This is a genomic window from Mycobacterium sp. OAS707 (assembly GCF_014873705.1).
Classification (GTDB): Bacteria; Actinomycetota; Actinomycetes; order Mycobacteriales; family Mycobacteriaceae; genus Mycobacterium.
In genome coordinates this window covers 435,223-456,804 of record NZ_JADBDS010000001.1, presented here as the reverse complement: position 1 = coordinate 456,804, position 21,582 = coordinate 435,223, and the positions used below count along the sequence as shown (strand labels likewise).

Genomic DNA, 21,582 nt, shown 5'->3' with positions numbered 1-21,582 from the left:
AGGCATAAGGCTACGCGTTAATTAACGGTTAACCTGGCAAATCACAGTGCCCGCAGATATCGGTCGGTGACCACCCGCTGAATCACCGAGGTGACCGGCGCGCCCAGCCTGCTCCACCATGTGCCGTGCCGGGAGAATGCCACGACTTCCGCGTACACGTCTTCGGTAGCCGGGTCGTAGCGCACCATGAACCGTTCCTCGCCCGATTCGGCGTGCCCGGGCAGCGTCCCGTAGGCGAAGCCGCGGCGGTCAGCTTCGTCGACCACGTAGACCACGCGGCATGGCGCGCGCACCGGGCCCAGATGCACGATCACTTCTGCGCCCACGGTGACGACGTCGCTCGTCGCCTCGACCCGAAGCCCGGCGCCGCGCAGCATGCCCCATCGCATGCCCTTGTCGGCTGCCTCCTCGAAGCGTGGTCTGCCCCTGCCGATCACCGCCGACTTCTGCACGTGGTGGTAGCCGGCGGGCAAGTGGCCCGCGGTCGCGCCGACTTCGGAGTACGTCAACGGCAGCGCGGCAAGGTCGGACAGCTTCACCAGGACAGCTTTTCATCGCCGGCGTACGGTCGGAAAAGTGACTACTGAAAGCGTCGCTCAAGCATCAGGAACGTTCAGCATCGGCGGCGACCTCCCGGTCAACCGCCTGGGATTCGGCGCGATGCGCCTGACCGGTAAAGGCGTCTGGGGTCCGCCCGAGGACCGCGACGAATGCATTCGCGTGTTGCGCCGCGCCGTCGACCTAGGTGTCAACTTCATCGACACCGCCGACTCGTACGGTCCGTACATCTCCGAGGAACTGATCCGCGAAGCACTGCACCCGTACGACGGGGTCGTCATCGCGACGAAAGCCGGCCTGCTGCGGACCGGGCCCGATGAATGGCCGCCACTGGGCTTTCCGGCGTACTTGCGTCAGGAATGCGAGATGAGCCTGCGCAGGCTCGGGGTAGACACCATCGATCTTTTCCAGCTGCACCGGATCGACAACAAGTTTCCCGCCGAGGATCAGATCGGTGAACTCGTCACCCTTCAGAATGAGGGCAAGATCCGCCACATCGGCCTGTCCGAAGTGAACGTCGATCAGCTCGAGGCCGCGCAGAAAACCGCGACCATCTCCTCGGTGCAGAACATGTACAACATCACCGTGCGCTCCGCTGAGCCCGTGCTCGAGGCATGCGAAGACAAGGGCATCGGCTTCATCCCGTGGTTCCCGCTGGCGGCCGGGCCGCTGGCCGCGCCGGGCGGACCGCTGCAGCGGATTGCCGACGACCACCGCGCCACCCCGTCGCAGCTGGCGCTGGCATGGCTGTTGAAGCGCTCACCGGTGATGCTGCCGATTCCCGGGACGTCGAAGGTCGCGCACCTGGAGGAGAACGTCGCGGCCGCCGAGATCGAGCTGTCCGACGAGGAGTTCGACACTCTGAGCAAAGCCGGGTCCGCCAGCAGCTGAGGTAGGCAATACCGTGGCGGTGTGACCACCGAATTCGCAGAGGAGCACCGCGGCGGCGATTTCAGCCCCATTGAGCCCACGCTCCACGGCGGACCCGACTACGGCCGGTTCGTCGAAGCGGTCCGCACCTTGCAGGACCACGTCCGCGCCGCCGACGCCCCCGACGAGGTGATCACCCAGGCTGCCGACCTGATCGAGGCCGCCTCGGCGCTGCTCGCGCCCTACGACGCCGACGAGTGGTCGTCGCCGTCCGGCCGCCGCATGGACCTGCCGAACCGGGGCAGCCTGTTGAGCATCCCGGGCGACTACCACAAGACGGAGGGCGAACGCGTCGCGGGCACTGTGTGCTTTCGCCGCTTCCACCTGGGCCGCAACGGCGCCGTGCACGGCGGATGCATCGCGCAGCTCTTCGACTCGCTGCTCGGCTACACCACGTTCCGGCTTACTCAGAGCCTGTATCAGCGCACCGCGTTCCTGCACGTCGACTACCGAAAGATCGTGCCGATCGAAAAGGAACTGCAGGTCGACGCCGGTGTGGACGGCGTCGACGGCCGCAAGATGTTCATCTCGGGCCGGATCCTCGACGGGGATACCGTGCTCGCCGAAGCCAACGCACTGTTCGTGAAGCTCAATCCGGGTCAGCCGTGAAACCGTCGGAGGTCAAACGGCGCTGGGCGCGCTGGCGCGACCGGCTGCGTGACCGCCCGAAGACCGAGTTCGGCTACCGCATCGCCGTCGCAGTGGTCGGCCTTGCGATCCTCGGCGTCGGCATCCTGGCGATCCCGTACCCGGGCCCCGGCTGGGCGATCGTGTTCGTCGGGCTGGCGATCCTGGCCACCGAATTCGATTGGGCGCGAAGGCTCTTGGCGTTTACCCGCGAGCGCTACGACAAGGTGATGGGCTGGTTCAAGGCGCAGGGACTGTGGGTGCAGGTGCTCGGCGCGGCCTTCACCGCCGCGGTGGTACTGGGCACCCTGTGGCTGTTGGGCGCGCTCGGCTGGGCGGCCGGGCTTCTCGGCGCGGACGCCAGGTGGCTGAAGAGCCCGATTGGCCTGGGGGCATGACGACCGACCCCGATAGCATGGTCGCGTTCAGTGCCGAGCCGCACACCGCCCGTTTCACCGACAGTTTGGAGAGTTCCCGATGAGCGCGCCCGCCAGCTCCGCCCTAGCAGCCCCGATCCGGGTCGCTGCCGGGACTACCGCAGGGGCAGCGGTCCGTGACGCGGGCCTGCCGAGCCGGGGCGCCGACGACGCGATCGTCGTCGTGCGGGAGGCCGACGGCCGGCTGCGCGACTTGTCGTGGACGCCGGAGGCCGACGTCGAGGTGACGCCGGTCGCCGCCAACACCGACGACGGCCGCGCCGTGATCAGGCACTCGACCGCACACGTGCTCGCGCAGGCCGTGCAGGACATGTTCCCCGAGGCCAAGCTCGGCATCGGGCCGCCGATCACCGACGGGTTCTACTACGACTTCGACGCGCCGCGCGCGTTCACGCCCGAGGACCTCGAGGCGCTGGAGAAGCGGATGCGCCAGATCGTGAAGGAAGGCCAGCTGTTCTCGCGGCGTGTGTATGCCTCAAAAGAGGAAGCGCGCGAAGAACTCGCGAACGAGCCGTACAAGTTGGAGCTCGTCGACGACAAATCCGGCGACCCGGAAGTCATGGAGGTCGGTGGCGACGAACTGACCGCCTACGACAATCTCAATCCCCGCACCCGGGAACGAGAATGGGGCGATCTGTGCCGCGGGCCGCACATCCCGACGACCAAATACATTCCGGCGTTCAAGCTGACCCGCAGTTCGGCGGCGTACTGGCGCGGTGATCAGAACAACGCGAGCCTGCAACGCATCTACGGCACCGCGTGGGAATCGCAGGAGGCGCTCGACAAACACCTGGAGTTCATCGAGGAGGCGCAGCGCCGCGACCACCGCAAGCTCGGCGCCGAGCTGGACCTGTTCAGCTTCCCCGACGAAATCGGTTCAGGCCTAGCGGTTTTCCATCCCAAGGGCGGCATCATCCGGCGCGAGCTCGAGGACTACTCGCGGCGCAAGCACATCGAGGCCGGATACCAGTTCGTCAATAGCCCGCACATCACCAAGGCCGAGCTGTTCAAGATCTCCGGTCACCTCGATTGGTATTCGGACGGCATGTTCCCGCCGATGCATCTCGACGCCGAGCTCAACGAGGACGGTTCGGTGCGCAAGCCCGGCCAGGATTACTACCTCAAGCCGATGAACTGCCCGATGCACTGCCTGATCTTCCGGTCGCGCGGGCGCTCGTATCGCGAACTTCCGTTGCGGCTCTTTGAATTCGGCACCGTCTACCGCTACGAACTGTCCGGCGTGGTGCACGGCCTGACCAGGGTGCGCGGCCTGACCATGGACGATTCGCACATCTACTGCACCCGCGAGCAGATGCGCGACGAGCTGACCTCCCTGCTGCGCTTCATCCTCGAACTGCTCGGTGACTATGGCCTGACCGACTTCTATCTGGAGCTGTCGACGAAGGATCCCGACAAGTTCGTCGGCTCCGATGAGATGTGGGAGGAAGCCACCAGCGTGCTCGCCGAGGTCGGCGCCGCATCCGGGCTGGAGCTGGTGCCCGATCCGGGCGGCGCGGCGTTCTACGGCCCGAAGATCTCGGTGCAGGTCAAGGATGCGCTTGGCCGCAGTTGGCAGATGTCGACGATCCAGCTGGACTTCAACTTCCCCGAGCGCTTCGAGCTGGAATACACCGCGGCCGACGGCAGCAGGCAGCGGCCAGTGATGATCCACCGCGCGCTGTTCGGGTCGATCGAGCGCTTCTTCGGCATCCTGACCGAGCATTACGCAGGCGCGTTCCCGGCGTGGCTGGCACCGGTCCAGGTGGTCGGCATCCCCGTCGCCGACGACCACATCCCGTATCTCAACGGCCTTGCGACGCAACTGAAGATGCACGGAGTCCGGGCCGAGGTGGACGGCAGCGACGATCGGATGGCGAAGAAGATCGTCAACCACACCAATCAGAAGGTGCCGTTCATGCTCGTGGCCGGTGACCGTGACGTCGAGGCCAACGCCGTGAGTTTCCGCTTCGGCGACCGCACCCAGATCAACGGGGTGCCACGGGAGGAGGCCGTCGCCGCGATCGTCGAGTGGATCGCCGGTCGCGAAAACGCCACTCCGACAGCCGAACTGCTCAAGGTGGGCGCGAAGAAGTGAACGACCCCGACGACCGCACGATCGTCGACCACGGCGTCGGTGAGCCCGACCATCTGCAGCGCTTGTGGACGCCGCACCGGATGAGCTACATCGCCGAGGCGCCGATGAAGGGTGGCTCGGCGGCGTCGACCGAGCCGTTCACGGACATCCCGCGGATGCCCGACGAGGAAGGGCTGATGGTCGCGCGCGGCGAGCTGGTGTACGTCGTGCTCAACCTCTACCCGTACAACCCGGGGCATTCGATGGTGGTCCCGTACCGGCGGGTCTCCGAGCTCGAGGACCTCACCGCCGAAGAGAGCGCCGAGCTGATGGCGTTCACCCAGAAGCTGATTCGCGTGATCAAGTCGGTGTCGCGACCGCACGGTTTCAACGTGGGGCTGAACCTCGGCAGCTCGGCGGGCGGGTCGCTCGCCGAGCATCTGCACATGCATGTGGTGCCGCGATGGAGTGGGGACGCGAACTTCATCACGATCATCGGTGGTTCGAAGATCGTGCCGCAGTTGTTGCGTGAGACCCGTGAGCTGCTGGCGACCGAGTGGGCCAAACTGCCGTGAGCAACTTCTACCTGATGACCCGGGCGGCCTACGAGAAGCTGTCCAAGCCGGTCGCCAAGGCGGCACTGCGGGCCGGCTTCACGCCCGACAGCATCACCATTCTCGGCACCGCCGGAACGGTGCTGTGCGCGTTGACGCTGTTCCCGATCGGGCAGCTGTGGTGGGGTGCGTTCGCGGTCTGGATATTCGTGCTCGCCGACATGCTCGACGGGGCGATGGCGCGCGAGCGCGGCGGTGGCACCCGTTTCGGTGCCGTGTTGGACGCAGCGTGCGACCGGATCGGCGACGGCGCGGTGTTCTGTGGCCTGCTGTGGTGGGCGGCGTTCGGTATCGGCAGCACGTCACTGGTGGTCGCGACGCTGATCTGCCTGGTCACCTCGCAGGTCATCTCCTACATCAAGGCACGCGCCGAGGCGAGCGGCCTGTCCGGTGAGGGCGGCCTCATCGAGCGGCCAGAACGGCTGATCATCGTGCTGGTCGGCGCCGGGCTTTCCGGGGTGTCGTTCCTGCATGCGCCGTGGCTGCTGCATGTGGCGATGTGGGTGCTGGCGGTGGCAAGCCTGGTGACCGTCGGGCAGCGGATGCACAGCGTGCGGACCTCGCCGGGCGCAATGGAGCCCATCACGAAGTCTGAGCCCGCCAACGGCGAGACGGGCGAGCCATGACCCCATTCGGGGGCCAGCTCTCGGACCTGGGCTACGCCACAGGCTGGCGCGTCGTGCGCGCGATGCCGGAGTTCTTGGCGCGCAACGCTTTCGATGCGGGCGCGCACTACGCGGCCCGGGGTGGTGGACCCGAGCAACTGCGTAAGAACCTGGCGCGCGTCATCGGGGTTACGCCGGACAGGGTGCCCGACGGACTGATTCGTGCTTCGCTGGCCTCATATGCGCGGTATTGGCGAGAGGCGTTCCGGTTGCCCTCGATGGACCTCGAGAAGCAAGGCGAGTTGCTCGACCCGCACTGGGCGGGCAAGGAGCACATCGCTGCCGCCCTGGACTCCGGCCGCGGTGTGATCCTGGCGCTGCCGCACAGCGGGAACTGGGACATGGCGGGGGTATGGCTGGTGTGGAAGCACGGCCCCTTCACCACCGTCAACGAGCGGCTCAAGCCCGAATCGCTGTACAACAGGTTCATCGCCTACCGCGAAGGGCTTGGTTTCGAGATGTTGCCGCTGACCGGGGGCGAGCGGCCGCCGTTTGAGGTGCTTTGCGAACGGCTGCGCGACAACCGCGCCGTCTGCTTGATGGCCGACCGCGACCTCAGCCGCAACGGGGTCCAAGTCGACTTCTTCGGAGAACCCACGCGCATGCCCGCCGGGTCGGCGAAGCTGGCGATCGAAACCGGCGCGCACCTGTTGGCGGTGCACTCGTGGTACACCGCACACGGGTGGGAATTCAGCGCGAGCGAGCCACTGGACACGTCGTCGGGAGACGTACGCGTCATCACGCAGAATCTGGCGGACCGGTTCGCCCGCAACATCGCCGCCCATCCGGCCGACTGGCACATGATGCAGCCGCAATGGCTGGCCGATCTCTCAGACGAGCGCCGCGCGAAACTGGAGACGTAATGCGCATCGGCATGGTCTGCCCGTATTCGTTCGACGTCCCCGGCGGCGTGCAATCGCACGTGCTGCAACTCGCCGAGGTGATGCACGGTCGCGGCCACGACGTCAGCGTGCTGGCGCCGTCGTCACCACACGTGAAGCTGCCGGACTACGTGGTGTCCGGTGGTAAGGCGGTGCCGATTCCTTACAACGGCTCGGTGGCCCGGCTGCGGTTCGGCCCCGCCACCCATCGCATGGTGAAGAAGTGGCTGGTGCAGGGTGAGTTCGATGTGCTGCATCTGCACGAGCCGAATGCGCCGAGCCTGTCCATGCTGGCGCTGAACATTGCAGAGGGCCCGATCGTCGCGACGTTTCACACGTCGACCACAAAGTCGTTGACACTCAGCGTGTTTGAGCCGATTCTGCGGCCGATGCACGAGAAGATCGTCGGCCGCATCGCGGTGTCGGATCTGGCGCGCCGATGGCAGATGGAGGCGCTGGGCAGCGACGCCGTCGAAATCCCCAACGGCGTCGACGTGGGCTCATTCGCACACGCACCTGTGCTCGACGGCTATCCGCGGCCGGGCAAGACGGTGCTGTTCCTTGGCCGCTTCGACGAGCCCCGTAAGGGCATGGAAGTCCTGCTGGGTGCGTTGCCGACGCTGGCGAAGCGGTTCGGTGACATCGAGATCCTGATCGTCGGCCGCGGCGATGAGGATGAACTGCGCGAAAACGCCGGGAAACTGGCCAAGCATCTGCGCTTCCTCGGGCAGGTCGACGACGCCGAGAAGGCGTCAGCGATGCGCAGCGCCGACGTGTACTGCGCACCGAACACCGGCGGCGAGAGCTTCGGCATCGTGCTCGTCGAGGCGATGGCCGCGGGCACCGCCGTGGTGGCCAGCGATCTCGACGCGTTTCGTCGCGTCCTGGTGGACGGCAAGGCCGGGCGCCTGGTGCCTGTCGACGATTCCGCCGGCCTGGCCGCGGGACTCATCGAGGTGCTCGACGACGACGGCCTGCGCGAGCGGTACGTGGCCGCGGCGACCGCGGCGGTACACCGCTATGACTGGTCAGTCGTGGAGCGGCAGATCATGCGCGTCTACGAAACGGTTGCCGGAGCAGGAGTGAAGGTGCAGGCGACCGGATCCTCGGGCCGAAGCGCCGGGCCCAGGCGCGAAGCGCAGCGGACGAGCAGGGGGACTAGGTGATCACCTGGGTCGTGATCATCGTGCTGGCCATGCTGGCCGTCGTGGTGGTGCTGGTCGGGATGTGGGCGTATCAGACCGCGCATCGGCTGGACCGGTTGCACGTCCGCTACGACTTGTCCTGGCAGGCCCTCGACGGCGCGCTGGCCCGGCGCGCGGTGGTGGCGCGGGCGGTCGCAGTCGAGGCCTATGGCGCCGGCCCGGACGGCAAGCGACTGGCTGCGTGGGCCGATGCGGCCGAACGGGCACCGCGAGCCGCGCGTGAGGCAGCCGAAAACGACTTGTCCGCGGCGCTGGCACTCGTCGACCCGGCGGCGCTACCGGTGGCATTGGTCGCCGAGCTCGCCGACGCCGAGGCGCGGGTCCTGCTGGCACGCCGCTTCCACAACGACGCCGTCCGCGACACCCTCGCGCTGCGCGAGCGGCCCGCGGTGCGCGCGCTGCGACTCGGTGGAACAGCCGCGCTGCCAACATATTTCGAGATCGCCGAACGCGCCGAGACCACGCCGCGAGATGTGGGGCCGGTCAACCGGCGGCTGTCCGCACGCGTCGTGCTGCTCGACGACGACGGCTGCGTCCTGCTGTTCTGCGGATCGGATCCCGCGATAGCGGCCGGCTCGCAAAACCCAGCGCCGCGGTGGTGGTTCACCGTTGGTGGGGCGGCGCAGCAGGGGGAGACGCTGCCGCAGGCGGCGGCGCGCGAAGTCCAGGAGGAGACCGGGCTGCGCGTCGAGCCGGCCGATATGGTCGGACCGGTGTGGCGGCGCGAGGCCGTCATCGACTTCAACGGCTCGGTCATTCGCAGCGAGGAGATGTTCTTCGTGCACCGCACCCGGCGCTTCGAGCCGTCGGCGGCCGGCCGCACCGGGCTGGAGCGGGCCTATATACACGGCCATCGGTGGTGCGATGCGACAATGATTGCCGACCTAGTCGCCAAGGGTGAAACCGTCTATCCGCTGCAGCTCGGTGAGCTTCTCGAGGAGGCGAACGCGCTGGCGGACGTGCGGGGCGCAGTGCCGCGCAGGCAGCTGCAGTCGATCCGCTGAGAGGTTCGAAGCTGCGGATTCATTGGATTTGCCGCCACGTTTAGACTGGATCGGTAGCGATTTGGAGGAGATAGCAGTGGAAACCGCAGCTGGATCGAACGGGTCGGCCAACAGCCAGACCGGGACGGCTCGGGTCAAGCGCGGCATGGCCGAGATGCTCAAGGGCGGCGTGATCATGGACGTCGTCACCCCCGAGCAGGCCCGCATCGCTGAGGGCGCGGGTGCCGTGGCCGTGATGGCGTTGGAGCGGGTGCCCGCCGACATCCGTGCACAGGGCGGGGTGTCGCGGATGAGCGACCCCGACATGATCGAGGGCATCATCTCCGCGGTCACGATCCCGGTGATGGCCAAGGCCCGCATCGGGCACTTCGTGGAGGCGCAGATTCTGCAGAGCCTCGGCGTGGATTACGTCGACGAGTCCGAGGTGCTCACCCCGGCCGACTACACCAACCACATCGACAAGTGGAAGTTCACTGTGCCGTTCGTGTGCGGTGCGACCAACCTGGGCGAGGCGCTGCGTCGCATCAGCGAGGGCGCGGCGATGATCCGCTCCAAGGGCGAGGCCGGCACGGGTGACGTGTCCAACGCGACCACACACATGCGCAAGATCGGCGGCGAGATTCGTCGCTTGACATCGCTGGCCGAAGACGAGTTGTACGTCGCGGCAAAGGAATTGCAGGCGCCCTACGAACTGGTCGTGGAAGTGGCGCGGGCAGGCAAGCTGCCGGTGACGATGTTCACCGCCGGCGGTATTGCCACACCCGCCGATGCGGCGATGATGATGCAGTTGGGCGCCGAGGGCGTGTTCGTCGGCTCGGGCATCTTCAAGTCCGGGGACCCCGCCGCGCGGGCCGCGGCCATTGTGAAGGCAACGACTTTCTACGACGATCCCGACGTGTTGGCCAAGGTGTCACGCGGGCTGGGGGAGGCCATGGTCGGCATCAACGTGGAGGACGTGCCAGCCCCGCATAGGCTTGCTGAACGGGGCTGGTAAACAACTCTGCATGGCGATCGAAGAGATCCTGAATCTCGAGCAGCTCGAGGTAAACATCTACCGCGGAAGTGTCTTCAGTCCGGAGTCGGGCTACTTTCAGCGGACCTTCGGTGGCCACGTGGCAGGACAGTCTCTGGTATCCGCGGTACGCACCGTCGACGAACGCTTCCAGGTGCACTCGCTACACGGTTACTTCCTGCGGCCTGGAGATGCCAAGGCGCCGACGGTTTTTCTCGTCGAGCGCCTGCGTGACGGCGGCTCGTTCGTCACTCGGCGGGTGAACGCGATCCAGCACGGCGAGACCATCTTCTCGATGTCGGCGTCGTTTCAGACCGACCAGAGCGGTATCGAGCACCAGGACGCGATGCCGTTCGCGCCGCCGCCAGATGATCTGCCCGGCTTCATATCCAAGGGCGGGGCATTCGACGACGCCGGCTTCGCCCAGTTCGCCGAGTGGGATGTCCGCATCGTGCCGCGAGATCAGATGAAGCTGTTGCCGGGCAAAGCGTCGCAGCAGCAGGTGTGGTTCCGGCACCGCGACCCGCTGCCCGACGACTACGTGCTGCACATCTGCGCACTGGCGTACATGAGCGACCTGACGCTGCTGGGCTCCGCACAGGTGAACCACGTCGAGGAACGCAAGCATCTGATGGTCGCGTCACTGGACCACGCCATGTGGTTCATGCGGCCCTTTCGCGCCGACGAATGGCTGCTCTACGACCAGTCGTCGCCGTCGTCGTCCGGTGGCCGGTCGTTGACCCAGGGCAAGATCTTCACGCAGACCGGTGAGATGGTGGCGGCGGTGATGCAGGAGGGTCTGACCCGTTACAAGCGTGACTACACGCCATGAGCGCGCCCCGCGTTGGTGTGCTCGCTCTGCAGGGCGACACCCGTGAACACCTGGCGGCGTTGCGTGAGGCGGGTGCCGATGCGACGACGGTGCGTCGTCTCGGAGAGCTCGAATCCGTCGACGCGCTGGTGATCCCCGGCGGGGAATCCACCACGATGAGCCACCTGTTGCGCGAGTTCGAACTGCTCGAGCCACTGCGGACGCGGCTGGCCGAAGGCATGCCCGCCTACGGCTCCTGTGCCGGGATGATTCTGCTGGCGACCGAGATTCTGGACGCCGGTGCCGAGGGTCGCGAGGCCGTCCCGCTCAAGGCCATCGATATGACGGTGCGGCGCAACGCTTTTGGCCGCCAAGTCGACTCGTTCGAGGGCGACTTTCCGTTCGAGGGGCTGGACGACCGCGTGCATGCGGTGTTCATCCGTGCGCCGTGGGTGGAACGCGTCGGCCCCGACGTGCAGGTGCTGGGGCGGGCCGCGGATCACATCGTCGCGGTGCGGCAGGGTCGCATGCTCGCGACGGCGTTTCATCCGGAGATGACGGGCGACCGTCGCATTCACAAGCTGTTCGTCGATATGCTCTAGCGAGTTATGGAATAATCGGTACGAAACGCGGCTTGGATACAGCATGACTACCGAACAGATCACCGCACTAGTAACCGGAGCGAACCGCGGATTGGGCAAGCGGTTCGCTGAGCAGCTCGTCGAGCGCGGCGCCAAGGTATATGCCGCCGCCCGTCGGCCCGAGACGATCGACGTGCCGGGTGTGATTCCCGTGCAACTCGACATCACCGATCCAGAATCCGTCGCCCGCGCCGCTGAAGTGGCCGGCGACGTCAATGTGTTGATCAACAATGCAGGCGTCTCGACCGGCGCATCACTGCTGACGGGGTCGCTGGATGATGTGCGGCTGGAGATGGAGACTCACTACTTCGGTACCCTCGCCGTGACCAGGGCGTTCGCTCCGATCATCGAAAGCAACGGCGGCGGCTCGATCCTCAACGTGCTCTCGGTGTTGTCGTGGTTCCATGCGCCCGAATTGGGTGCGTACTCCGCGGCCAAGGCGGCGGGCTGGGCGATGACTGATGCACTGCGGCAGGAACTCGCGCCCCGCGGTGTCCATGTGGCTTCCCTGCACGTCGGATACATGGACACCGACATGGCCGCGCACGCTCCTGACGATCGGAAGGTCGACCCCTCTGCGGTCGCAAAGCAGGCGCTGGACGGCCTGTTCGCAGGCGAGCCGGAGATCCTCGCCGACGACCTGACGCGCGGCGTGAAGGCGCAACTGTCCGGGTCCTAGCGACTTGGGCACGGTTTTCGGCGCTCAACGCGTCAAGACGTGCACAAATCGCGCAAAGTAGGCCCATGACGATCATCGAGGTCGAGCCGCAGCCGCGTATCGACACGCTGGTGCGCCTGCCCGCCGGCGGCGAGGCCCGTAGGACCGAATACATCGGCACGGTGTGGTTCGACGGCAAGCCGATCGTGTCCGGGTTGACGCTGCAGCGGGCTCCCCACGCGCCGCGGGGTGTCCGGATGCCGAACTTCCAGACGTTGTTCTTCCTGCCCGACAGCCTTCGTTATGACCGGGCCGAACTCGGCGATGCGACGCTTTCGACCTCGGCGGTCTTGCAGGCGTCCGGCGAAAGGGCCGCGATCGTTCACGCCGCGGCCACGTTCACCGACGACCCGTCGGGGGCACCGACCTGGATTCAGGTGCACGTCAGCGGCCACCTCGGCTGGCCTGCGGGCATCGGCTACCGGGTGGTGGCGCTGGCGCCAACCGCCGCGGTTCGGTGAGGCATAAACCTCCACGTAGACTCGTTGATTGGACTTTGCATCGTTAGAAAGAGAGCAGTACCTGCATGAGCGGCCATTCCAAGTGGGCCACCACCAAGCACAAGAAGGCTGTGATCGACGCCCGTCGCGGCAAGAACTTCGCCCGATTGATCAAGAACATCGAGGTGGCGGCGCGCGTCGGTGGCGGCGATCCCGGCGGCAACCCCACGCTGTACGACGCCATCCAGAAGGCCAAGAAGAACTCGGTGCCCAACGACAACATCGAGCGGGCCCGCAAGCGTGGCGCGGGTGAGGAAGCCGGCGGCGCCGACTACCAGAGCATCACTTATGAGGGCTACGGCCCCAATGGCGTCGCAGTGCTGATCGAGTGCCTGACCGACAACCGCAACCGCGCGGCAGGCGAGGTGCGCGTCGCGGTCACCCGCAACGGCGGCAACATGGCCGACCCCGGATCCGTGTCCTACCTGTTCTCCCGCAAGGGTCTGGTGACGCTGGCCAAGGACGGCCTGACCGAGGACGACGTGCTGACCGCAGTGCTCGAAGCAGGGGCAGAAGAAGTCAACGATCTCGACGACAGCTTCGAAATCATTTGCGAGCCAAGTGATCTCGTTGCCGTTCGGACCGCGTTGCAGGATGCGGGCATCGACTACGAGTCGGCGGAGGCCAGCTTCCAGCCGTCGGTCAGCGTGCCGGTGGACCTGGAAGGTGCCCGCAAGGTGGTCAAGCTGATCGATGCGCTCGAGGATCTCGACGACGTGCAGGACGTCTACACCAACGTCGACATTCCCGACGACGTCGCCGCCGCTCTCGACGAGGAGTAGCCCGGACCAGCATGTCGACAGCCGAGGTGGCCGCGAACAAGGCGCTGTTCAGGCGCTTTCATGAGGCAGCCAACACTGGTGACTTCGACTTCCTCGCAAGGACGATCGACGAAGTCGTCGCGCCGGATGCGGTGATCCGCACGCCGTTGCCGATAGACACGACCGGGGCCGCGGCGCTCAAGCAGATCTGGTCGATGCTGCTGCGCATCTATCCGGACATCCACCTCACCGTCGAGGACTTGATCGGCGAGGGCGACAAGGTCGTCGGCAGGACGACGGTGACCGGCACGCACCGAGGTGAATTCATGGGTGTCGCGCCGACCGGAAACACTGTCACCTACAACGAGATGTTCATGTTTCGCATCGCCGACGGCCGCGTCGTCGAGACCTGGGGCGTCGTCGACGTCTACGCGCAGATGAAACAGATCGGCGTCGTCTAGCTCAGGTCGCCCTGGCTTCGACCAGACTGAACGGCGATGCGGTTGGGACCGCCCGGGTCATCTCGAACCCCGCGTCTCGCAACAATTCTCGGTACTCGTCTGCGGTGCGTTCGCGCCCCGAATTGCCCACCAGCATCTCCAAATCCAGCCATTTCGTGGCAAATTCGCGGTCGTGTTGGGGTATCAGGGATTCGACCAACAGCAATTTCGAGTCCAGGGGCGCAGCGGCCCGCACGGTCTCGAGGATCTGCTTGGCTTTCTCATCCGACCAGTCGTGAATGATGTTCTTCAGCACGTACAGGTCACCGCCCTCGGGAACGGCCTCGAAGAAGGACCCGCCGACGATGCTGACGCGGTCACTGACTCGCTGCTTGCGCAGCAGCGGTTCGGCGCCTGCGACGACATGCGGAAGGTCGAACAGGATGCCTTGCGCGGTCGGTGCTGCCGACAACATGCCGGCGAGCAGACGTCCGTGCCCGCCGGCCACATCGACGATGGTCCGGTGCTCGGCGAAGTCGTAGGCGGCGAGCACCGCCGTCAGGGCCAACTCGGTGAAGTTGGTCATCGCCTGGTTGAAGACTTCGCTCAATTCCGGATCGCTCATGGCCCAGTCGAACGCGGGCATTCCCCGCAGCTTCGGGACAACGGACTCACCGGTCCTGATGGCTTCGATGCAGTGGCTCCAGTGCTCACGGTCCTCCGGCGAGCCGACGAATCGGGCGAAGGCCGCCATCGAATCCGGAGTGTCCGACTGCAGCGTCTTCGCCAGCGGGGTCAGGTCGTAGCGGCCGTCGCGACGCTGACGGAAGATGCCTCGGCCGATCAAGGCGCGCAGCATCCGGGCCAGGGCGTCCGGGTTCGCATCAACCTTGCGCGCCAGGTCGTCGATATCCATCGGCTTCTCTGCGAGGACATCCGCAATGCCCAGTTCGGCAGCCACCGCGATCGCTTGGGACAGCCAGGTCGCCATGATCAGCTCGACCATCGCGGCGGGCGGCGGCACCAGGGATTGGTGAATTCGCAACAGGTGATGACGAGTCCGCTCGACTGCGCGGACCAACGGGACAGGCGGAACCTTCAGTGAAATACCCACATGGCCGAGTATCAGCCGATGAAGAGCCGCCGCAGCGAGTAGTTCGGTACTCGAATCACGCCGGGTGCAGGCTGACCGGCACGCCGGAGTAGCGCGTCATCCCGGTGACCAGATCGATGTCGTCCTTGCTGGTGAGCAGGTTGACGTTCGCCCCGACATGGCCGTGCGGGACCGAAACCGCACCGCGCCGAACAGAAGCGTCCACCCGCGCGACCCCGGTGAGCTCGCCGTGCTCGCTGCGCACGGTCAGCTTCTGATCGTCTGAAATCCCCGCCGCTGCAGCATCGTCGGGGTGCACGACGATCTCGGCGGTCTCGCCGAGGAACTCCAGCTGAGCGTTCAGCCGACGCAGTTGGCGGCGCGGCACGAGCACCAGCGGCGCGGGCTCGCGCAGCGCATTCAGCTGGTCGACGAGCACGCGGGGCGCCATCCGCCAACCGCCGAGCCGGTCGACGTGCCGATCCACCCACGGTGCGGGCAGTTCGCGGTCGGCCTCGGCCCATCCGTTGGCGACCAATTCGTCGTACGGCGCGCGTCCGCTCGAGCTCAGCTGCGCCAGCATCGCCTCGTCGCTGGCGTTGGGATCGGCGAGCTCGTGGCCGAGGCGCCGGCCGATTTCCGCCAGCACCCACCACATCGAACGTCGTTCTGCCACAGGGGCTACCAGCGCATCGGTGTGCTGCGCGGAAACGCGCGGGCACAGGAAGTCCCACAGCGTCACGTCGGGCCGCTCGAGCTGACCTTTGGTCGGAAGCACATGCGTCGACAACGCCGTCGTCTCGTTCGGCAGGATCTCGGTAGTCACCAGCACGTCGAGCTTTTCCAGCGCAGGGCGCAACGAGCAGGCATTGGGGAACGCCGTGAGCATGCTGCCACCGAGGTTCAGAAATGCGCGGATGTTGCCCGCATCGATCTCGTCGGGCAGCGTGGCACACGGCCACTCCCGCAGAAACGCCTGCGTCTCGGGACGGCTGCGCGGTCCTGGACCGAAACGTCCTTCCGGCGGCGTGACCGGCAGTTCGAAACTCTCCAGTTGGTAGCCGAAGCCCGGATGGAACCAGATGCCGCCGGGGCGGTTCATCGAATCGGTGATGATCAACAGCGCCCACGAAAGCCATTGCGTCACATTCGCACTCGGCGACATCGTGACACCCGTACCCGTGTCGACCGCAATGCGGCCCGCTTTCCGTATCGAGCTCAGCAGGCGCTCGAGGTCGGCTGCCGGCACGTCGGCGATTGCGGCCGCGTGGTGCACGGTGAACGGTTCAACCGCGGCTGCCAACGCGTCGACGTCCTGGGCCGGCGCCCTGACGCCGTCGCGCAGCACTTCGCGCACCAGATATGCGAGCACCGCGTAGTCGGTGCCGGGCCGCGGCGCGAGGTGGTGGGTCGCAAGCCGCGCGGTCTCGGTGTAGCGGGGGTCGACGACCCACACCTCGGCCTGCTTGGCGAGGTCGCGGATGACGCCGCGAGGATTCGGCATTCCGACGCTATGCCCGTGGGAGACAACGGGATTGCTGCCGATGAACATCGCGAACGTGGCGTTGTCGTAGTCGGGCCGCGCGGCAAGCGCCGGTGTGCCGCCCATCAGGTCGGCCATCAACACCTTGGCGGTGCCGTCGATGGTCAACGGGCTGAACTTCGCCGGTGTGCCGATCGCGGCGTGCAACTGCTGCGCGACGCGGTAGCCGACCGCGTCCATGCCCACGCCGGTGCCGAAGTTGATCCCGACGGATTCGGGTCCGTACCTCTCGATGGTGTCGCTCAGCTTGGTGCCGATGTCGTCGAGGCACGCTTCCCATGTGGTGTCCTGCAGCGTGCCATCGATCCGCATCTGGGGTCGTTCCAGCCGGTCAGGATGATGGTGAATCTTCGGCAGCGCACGGCCCTTCGGGCAGGTATAGCCCTGCGAGAACGGGTTGTCGCGGTCGCCGTGCACCGCGACCACGCGGTCGCCATCGAGGTCGACGAGGATGCCGCACACCGACGTGCACACCCGACAGAAACTGCGGACCGTTCTCACGATCGCAGAACGTTACTCGCAGGCGGTGAGGAAGGCCCCAATTTCCTGCGCCGTCTGCTGCGGCTGGTCGAGCATGATCAACACGTTCGCGTCGTCGATGTAGCGCAGCGTCCCCCCGGTCAGTTCGACCAGCCGCGTCGCATGCTCATCCGGCATCACCGGGTTGCGACTCCACAGTACGAGCACGTCGCCGTCGAAGTCGGCCAGCCGGTTGGTGGCCCGGATCAGATCGGTCTTGTCGAACCTGGTGCGGCAATACTTGACGAGATCGTGCCGGATCCGCCGGTCGGCCAATCCCGCCGCCATCCAGTGGTCGACAATGTCTTGGGGGACAGGCTTTTTCGCCATCTGGCCGAATATCAGCCACTGTCTCCGCAACCAGCCGACCTTGAGCTGCCGCATGGCCAGCGACACCGTCAGCGTGTTTCGACTGGCCAACCACGCCACCTTGCCGGGCAACCCTGGCGGGAAGTTGTCGAACGCTTCGGACGGACAGATCACCAGCCGCGCAATACGTTTGTCGCGGCCGGCATCGGTCAGAAAAAGCGGCCCGCCCCAGTCGCTGACCACCAGCGTGACGTCGGCGAGATCGAGTGCGTCGAGGAAGTCGGCGACGATTTCGACCATGCCGGGCAGCGTCAAATCCGCCTGCGCGCGCATCGGGATGCGGTGCCCGCCCATCGGCAGAACCGGCAGCAGATAGCGGAAGCCGGCGGGCAGCAGGGGCAGCGCCAGGTTCCACTGCGCGTCGTTCATCAGCAGGCCATGGAGCAGAACGACAGGTGGTCCACCCGGGTCGCCTTCCTCGCGGTATTCGATGGTCCCGGCGGTGACATCGACGGCTTTCATGACGACCTTTCGGCGGTAGAACGTCGGTTCTAGAACGTATGCTCTAGTCTGTCGTCAGGAGGCGCAGATGGCAAGGTCCACTCGAGAATCGATCCTGACCGCCGCTGCCGAGCTGATGCGGCACAAGGGCTACGGCGCTGTGGGCATGAAAGACATCGCTCAGGCATCCGGCGCTCCGATCGGCTCCCTGTATCACCACTTCCGCGGCGGCAAGGTGCAGATCGCGCGCGAGGCGCTGATCAACGCAGGCCACGCCTACGCGCTGCTCATCCCGTCGATCGTCGACGCCCACACCGACCTCGGCGACGCGATCGACGCCGTGTTCACCCAGGCGGCCGAGGACATGGCAGGCACCGGATTCGCGAACATGTGTCCAGTCGCCAGCGTCGCCGCGGAAATTGCCGACACTGTGGAGGAACTCCGCCAAACCTCTGCGACCGTGTTCCAGGGCTGGGTGGACGGGGGCGGCGCATATTTCGCCTCGAGGGGGCTGGACGCAGCGCAGGCCCGCGACGTGACGCTCGCTCTGATCGGCGGGTTGGAAGGTGCCTTCGTCTTGGCCCGCACGCTTCGCAGCACCGAGCCGCTGTTGGCCGCGGGTCGCACCATGGCCCCGCAGTATCGCGGTGTCGGGTTGGCCGCCAAGATGTCCGCATGGCAGTAGTCCTCGACCCGCACGGCAGGGCCTGGTCGGTGCGCCGCGATTGGTGGCCGTTTCCCGGCGATTTGTTGGATTTCACCGACCTGTTCGAGATCGTGATCGGGCTGGTGTTCGTGGTGCTGTGGCCGTTCTGGTTGGTGACGAAATTCCTCGGTGCGCGCTGGGTCGTCGTGGTCGAGCGCGACGGTCACGAAGTGGGACGCGAGCTGGTGCGCGGTGGGGGCAGGGCAAAGGCGCGCGTCAACGAGATCGCGACGCAGATCGCCGGCGGCGACCGCTCCGGCAGCTACTCGATCTGAGGCGTGTCCCTGCGGATTTCCGTCGGCGAATCGCGCTACTGTCGAACAGATGTTCACAGGAGGCCTGACGTGCGGGTGATGGGGGTCGACCCAGGGTTGACCCGCTGCGGCCTGTCCGTCATCGAGGGTGGTCAGGGCCGCCAGGTCACTGCGTTGGACGTCGACGTGGTCCGGACTCCCTCCGAGGACCCGTTGCAGCTGCGGCTGCTCGCCATCAGCAACGCGGTCGAGTACTGGATGGACACCCATCGCCCTGACGTCATCGCGATCGAGCGGGTCTTCAGCCAGCAGAACGTCTCGACGGTGATGGGCACCGCGCAGGCCGGGGGTGTGATCGCGCTGGCGGCCGCCAAACGCGGCATCGACGTGTACTTCCACACGCCGAGCGAGGTCAAGGCCGCGGTCACCGGCAACGGTAACGCGGACAAGGCGCAGGTCACCGCAATGGTCACGAAAATCCTTGCGCTGCAGGCGAAACCGACGCCAGCCGACGCTGCCGATGCGCTGGCGCTGGCGATCTGCCACTGCTGGCGCGCACCGATGATTGCCAGGATGGCCGCGGCGCACGCGTTGGCCGCCGAGCAGCAGCGCAAGTACAAGGCGACATTGAAAGCTACGCAGGCAAAGGCAAAGGCGGCACGATGATCGCATCCGTTCGCGGCGAAGTCCTCGATATCGCACTCGACCACGTCGTCATCGAAGCGTGCGGGGTCGGCTACAAGGTGATGGCGACGCCGACCACCCTCGCGACACTGCATCGCGGCAGCGAGGCCAGGCTGATCACCGCAATGATCGTGCGCGAGGACTCGCAGACGCTGTACGGCTTCGCCGATGCCGATGCGCGTGACCTGTTCCTGACGCTGCTCGGGGTGTCCGGGGTGGGCCCGAAGATCGCGTTGGCCACGCTCGCCGTGTACGACGCACCATCGCTGCGGCAGGCCCTTGCCGACGGCGACGTCACCGCGCTGACCCGCGTGCCCGGCATCGGCAAGCGCGGCGCCGAGCGCATGGTGCTCGAACTGCGCGACAAGATCGGCTCGGTGCACGCATCGGGCGCCATCGCCCTGAACGGTCACTCGGTGCGCGGCCCGGTCGTGGAAGCGCTTGTCGGACTTGGCTTTGCGCTCAAGCAGGCGGAGGAGGCCACCGACAAGGTGCTCGCCAACGAACCCGAGGCAACCACGTCCAGCGCGCTGCGGTTGGCGCTGTCGATGCTGGGTAAGAAGTAATGGGTCGATTCGAGGACGACGACCCCGAAGACACTTCCGAGCGGGAGGTCTCGGCCGCGTTGACTGTCGGCGAGGGTGACATCGACGCCAGCCTGCGGCCGCGGTCGCTGGGAGAGTTCATCGGGCAACCGCGGGTTCGTGAGCAGTTGCAACTCGTCATCGAGGGCGCCAAAAACCGTGGCGGGACACCGGATCACATCCTGCTGTCCGGACCGCCGGGGCTCGGCAAGACCTCGCTGGCGATGATCATCGCCGCCGAACTCGGTTCGTCGCTGCGGGTCACTTCGGGTCCGGCGTTGGAGCGCGCCGGTGACCTGGCCGCGATGCTGTCCAATCTGGTCGAGCACGACGTGCTGTTCATCGACGAGATCCACCGCATCGCCCGGCCCGCCGAGGAGATGCTGTATCTGGCGATGGAGGACTTTCGCGTCGACGTGGTGGTTGGGAAAGGCCCTGGCGCAACGTCGATTCCGCTCGAAGTTGCGCCGTTCACGTTGGTCGGGGCCACCACTCGGTCCGGTGCGCTGACCGGACCGCTGCGCGACCGGTTCGGGTTCACCGCGCACATGGACTTCTACGAGCCGGCCGAACTGGAGCGGGTCCTGTCTCGCTCGGCAGGCATCCTTGGCATCGAAGTCGGCCCCGAAGCGGGCGCCGAGATCGCCCGCCGGTCGCGGGGTACGCCTCGAATCGCCAACCGGCTGCTGCGGCGCGTTCGCGACTACGCCGAGGTGCGTGCCGACGGGGTGATCACCCGCGACATCGCGAAGATGGCGCTGGAGGTCTACGACGTCGACGAACTCGGCCTGGACCGGCTGGACCGCGCCGTATTGTCCGCGCTGACACGCAGTTTCGGCGGCGGGCCCGTCGGGGTGTCGACGCTGGCCGTCGCGGTCGGGGAGGAAGCGACCACCGTCGAGGAGGTGTGTGAGCCGTTCCTGGTGCGCGCCGGGATGATCGCCCGCACCCCGCGTGGACGCGTCGCCACCCGGCAGGCCTGGACACATCTGGGGATGACGCCGCCGAGCGGGGTCAACACCCTCGGTCAGTCCGGATTGTTCGACTAGGAGGGCCAAATGATCTACGCCGGTTTGATTTTCGCGGGTCTCGCGGCCTTGCTTCATGTCTACATCTGGGTGATGGAATCGCTGACCTGGACGTCGGCGCGCACCCGCGCGACGTTCGGCATCACCGAGGAAGAGGCGGTGGCCACCAAGGAACTCGCCTTCAATCAGGGTTTCTACAACCTGTTCCTGGCGATCGTCACCGCGGTGGGGGTGATTGGCGTGATCGCCGGCCACCAACCGGTGGGAGCGGCTTTGGTGTTCGCGGGTGTCGGGTCGATGCTCGCCGCAGCGGTGGTGCTGTTGACGTCATCACCGGATAAGGCACGCGCGGCCGTTACGCAAGGAGTCTTTCCGCTTATTGCCGTCGTGCTTCTGGTGATCGGGTTGTTGGTCTAGCTGCCCGCGCGAGTGTGCGGTCCCATACGCTCACCACGGCGTGTCGCGTATGGAACCGCACACCCG

At 66.4% G+C, this 21,582-nt stretch carries 26 protein-coding genes; 22 read left to right on the top strand and 4 right to left on the bottom strand.

Features of this window, described 5'->3' with window-relative positions; all coding sequences use genetic code 11:
- Positions 1–41 precede the first annotated feature (41 nt).
- Positions 42–539, bottom strand: a complete 498-nt coding sequence (locus GGC64_RS02190; protein ID WP_192720815.1) for a DUF1990 domain-containing protein — start codon at positions 537–539, stop codon at positions 42–44.
- 37 nt (positions 540–576) lie between these two features.
- Here GGC64_RS02190 and GGC64_RS02185 point away from each other — a divergent pair, with 37 nt between their 5' ends.
- From GGC64_RS02185 to GGC64_RS02110, 16 genes are all read left to right on the top strand, one after another.
- Complete coding sequence (locus tag GGC64_RS02185; protein WP_192720814.1) at positions 577–1,449, top strand: aldo/keto reductase; 873 nt, start codon at positions 577–579, stop codon at positions 1,447–1,449.
- Positions 1,450–1,470: 21 nt separating this feature from the next.
- Positions 1,471–2,097 carry a PaaI family thioesterase gene (locus GGC64_RS02180; protein WP_192720813.1) on the top strand — a complete coding sequence of 209 codons (627 nt, stop codon included), beginning with the start codon at positions 1,471–1,473 and terminating at the stop codon, positions 2,095–2,097.
- Positions 2,094–2,513: a TIGR02611 family protein gene (locus tag GGC64_RS02175; protein WP_192720812.1), complete on the top strand. Its 420-nt coding sequence runs from the start codon at positions 2,094–2,096 to the stop codon at positions 2,511–2,513. Before GGC64_RS02180 ends, GGC64_RS02175 begins: the two co-directional genes overlap by 4 nt.
- A gap of 79 nt (positions 2,514–2,592) precedes the next feature.
- A complete protein-coding gene (gene thrS, locus GGC64_RS02170; RefSeq protein WP_192720811.1) occupies positions 2,593–4,647 on the top strand; it encodes a threonine--tRNA ligase in 2,055 nt (684 codons plus the stop codon).
- Positions 4,644–5,201 (top strand): HIT domain-containing protein, encoded by a 558-nt coding sequence (locus tag GGC64_RS02165; RefSeq protein ID WP_192720810.1) that lies wholly within the window; start codon positions 4,644–4,646, stop codon positions 5,199–5,201. Before thrS ends, GGC64_RS02165 begins: the two co-directional genes overlap by 4 nt.
- Positions 5,198–5,866 carry a phosphatidylinositol phosphate synthase gene (gene pgsA, locus GGC64_RS02160; protein WP_370581944.1) on the top strand — a complete coding sequence of 223 codons (669 nt, stop codon included), beginning with the start codon at positions 5,198–5,200 and terminating at the stop codon, positions 5,864–5,866. The genes GGC64_RS02165 and pgsA overlap by 4 nt, the downstream gene beginning before the upstream one ends.
- The gene (locus GGC64_RS02155) at positions 5,863–6,768 is read left to right on the top strand and encodes a phosphatidylinositol mannoside acyltransferase (RefSeq protein WP_192720809.1); all 906 of its coding nucleotides are present in this window, start codon (positions 5,863–5,865) and stop codon (positions 6,766–6,768) included. Before pgsA ends, GGC64_RS02155 begins: the two co-directional genes overlap by 4 nt.
- Positions 6,768–7,952: a glycosyltransferase family 4 protein gene (locus GGC64_RS02150; protein ID WP_192720808.1), complete on the top strand. Its 1,185-nt coding sequence runs from the start codon at positions 6,768–6,770 to the stop codon at positions 7,950–7,952. The genes GGC64_RS02155 and GGC64_RS02150 overlap by 1 nt, the downstream gene beginning before the upstream one ends.
- The gene (locus GGC64_RS02145; protein WP_192720807.1) at positions 7,949–8,995 is read left to right on the top strand and encodes an NUDIX domain-containing protein; all 1,047 of its coding nucleotides are present in this window, start codon (positions 7,949–7,951) and stop codon (positions 8,993–8,995) included. The genes GGC64_RS02150 and GGC64_RS02145 overlap by 4 nt, the downstream gene beginning before the upstream one ends.
- 76 nt (positions 8,996–9,071) lie before the next feature.
- On the top strand, positions 9,072–9,989 hold the full coding sequence (gene pdxS, locus GGC64_RS02140; RefSeq protein WP_192720806.1) for a pyridoxal 5'-phosphate synthase lyase subunit PdxS: 918 nt from the start codon (positions 9,072–9,074) through the stop codon (positions 9,987–9,989).
- Between the two features lie 10 nt (positions 9,990–9,999).
- Positions 10,000–10,839 carry an acyl-CoA thioesterase II gene (gene tesB, locus GGC64_RS02135; RefSeq protein ID WP_192720805.1) on the top strand — a complete coding sequence of 280 codons (840 nt, stop codon included), beginning with the start codon at positions 10,000–10,002 and terminating at the stop codon, positions 10,837–10,839.
- Entirely contained in the window at positions 10,836–11,420 is a 585-nt protein-coding gene (gene pdxT / locus GGC64_RS02130; protein ID WP_192720804.1) for a pyridoxal 5'-phosphate synthase glutaminase subunit PdxT, read from the top strand. Before tesB ends, pdxT begins: the two co-directional genes overlap by 4 nt.
- A 43-nt stretch (positions 11,421–11,463) precedes the next feature.
- On the top strand, positions 11,464–12,138 hold the full coding sequence (locus tag GGC64_RS02125; protein ID WP_192720803.1) for an SDR family oxidoreductase: 675 nt from the start codon (positions 11,464–11,466) through the stop codon (positions 12,136–12,138).
- Positions 12,139–12,203: 65 nt separating this feature from the next.
- The gene (locus GGC64_RS02120; RefSeq protein ID WP_192720802.1) at positions 12,204–12,638 is read left to right on the top strand and encodes a hypothetical protein; all 435 of its coding nucleotides are present in this window, start codon (positions 12,204–12,206) and stop codon (positions 12,636–12,638) included.
- Positions 12,639–12,703: 65 nt separating this feature from the next.
- Positions 12,704–13,459: a YebC/PmpR family DNA-binding transcriptional regulator gene (locus GGC64_RS02115; protein ID WP_192720801.1), complete on the top strand. Its 756-nt coding sequence runs from the start codon at positions 12,704–12,706 to the stop codon at positions 13,457–13,459.
- An 11-nt stretch (positions 13,460–13,470) separates the two neighbouring features.
- Positions 13,471–13,899: an ester cyclase gene (locus GGC64_RS02110; RefSeq protein WP_192720800.1), complete on the top strand. Its 429-nt coding sequence runs from the start codon at positions 13,471–13,473 to the stop codon at positions 13,897–13,899.
- A gap of 1 nt (position 13,900) precedes the next feature.
- On the opposite strand, the gene GGC64_RS02105 is transcribed toward GGC64_RS02110, so the two are convergent.
- The 3 genes from GGC64_RS02105 to GGC64_RS02095 are packed head-to-tail and all read right to left on the bottom strand — an operon-like array spanning position 13,901 to position 17,864.
- Positions 13,901–14,992: a methyltransferase gene (locus tag GGC64_RS02105; protein ID WP_192720799.1), complete on the bottom strand. Its 1,092-nt coding sequence runs from the start codon at positions 14,990–14,992 to the stop codon at positions 13,901–13,903.
- Positions 14,993–15,047: 55 nt separating this feature from the next.
- Positions 15,048–17,015 (bottom strand): molybdopterin-dependent oxidoreductase, encoded by a 1,968-nt coding sequence (locus GGC64_RS02100; protein WP_192720798.1) that lies wholly within the window; start codon positions 17,013–17,015, stop codon positions 15,048–15,050.
- Positions 17,016–17,027: 12 nt separating this feature from the next.
- The gene (locus tag GGC64_RS02095; protein WP_192720797.1) at positions 17,028–17,864 is read right to left on the bottom strand and encodes an alpha/beta fold hydrolase; all 837 of its coding nucleotides are present in this window, start codon (positions 17,862–17,864) and stop codon (positions 17,028–17,030) included.
- Positions 17,865–17,931: 67 nt separating this feature from the next.
- Between GGC64_RS02095 and GGC64_RS02090 the strand changes: the two genes are divergently transcribed.
- The 6 genes from GGC64_RS02090 to GGC64_RS02065 all read left to right on the top strand — a co-directional run bounded on the left by GGC64_RS02090 (position 17,932) and on the right by GGC64_RS02065 (position 21,516).
- On the top strand, positions 17,932–18,528 hold the full coding sequence (locus GGC64_RS02090; RefSeq protein WP_192720796.1) for a TetR/AcrR family transcriptional regulator: 597 nt from the start codon (positions 17,932–17,934) through the stop codon (positions 18,526–18,528).
- Positions 18,519–18,824, top strand: coding sequence for a hypothetical protein (locus tag GGC64_RS02085; protein ID WP_192720795.1), 306 nt, complete (start codon positions 18,519–18,521; stop codon positions 18,822–18,824). The genes GGC64_RS02090 and GGC64_RS02085 overlap by 10 nt, the downstream gene beginning before the upstream one ends.
- Before the next feature lie 69 nt (positions 18,825–18,893).
- Complete coding sequence (ruvC, locus tag GGC64_RS02080) at positions 18,894–19,469, top strand: crossover junction endodeoxyribonuclease RuvC (protein ID WP_192720794.1); 576 nt, start codon at positions 18,894–18,896, stop codon at positions 19,467–19,469.
- Complete coding sequence (gene ruvA / locus GGC64_RS02075) at positions 19,466–20,053, top strand: Holliday junction branch migration protein RuvA (RefSeq protein WP_192720793.1); 588 nt, start codon at positions 19,466–19,468, stop codon at positions 20,051–20,053. Before ruvC ends, ruvA begins: the two co-directional genes overlap by 4 nt.
- On the top strand, positions 20,053–21,120 hold the full coding sequence (gene ruvB / locus GGC64_RS02070) for a Holliday junction branch migration DNA helicase RuvB (protein WP_192720792.1): 1,068 nt from the start codon (positions 20,053–20,055) through the stop codon (positions 21,118–21,120). The genes ruvA and ruvB overlap by 1 nt, the downstream gene beginning before the upstream one ends.
- 9 nt (positions 21,121–21,129) lie before the next feature.
- Positions 21,130–21,516 (top strand): DUF1304 domain-containing protein, encoded by a 387-nt coding sequence (locus tag GGC64_RS02065; RefSeq protein WP_192720791.1) that lies wholly within the window; start codon positions 21,130–21,132, stop codon positions 21,514–21,516.
- The last annotated feature ends 66 nt before the right edge of the window (positions 21,517–21,582 follow it).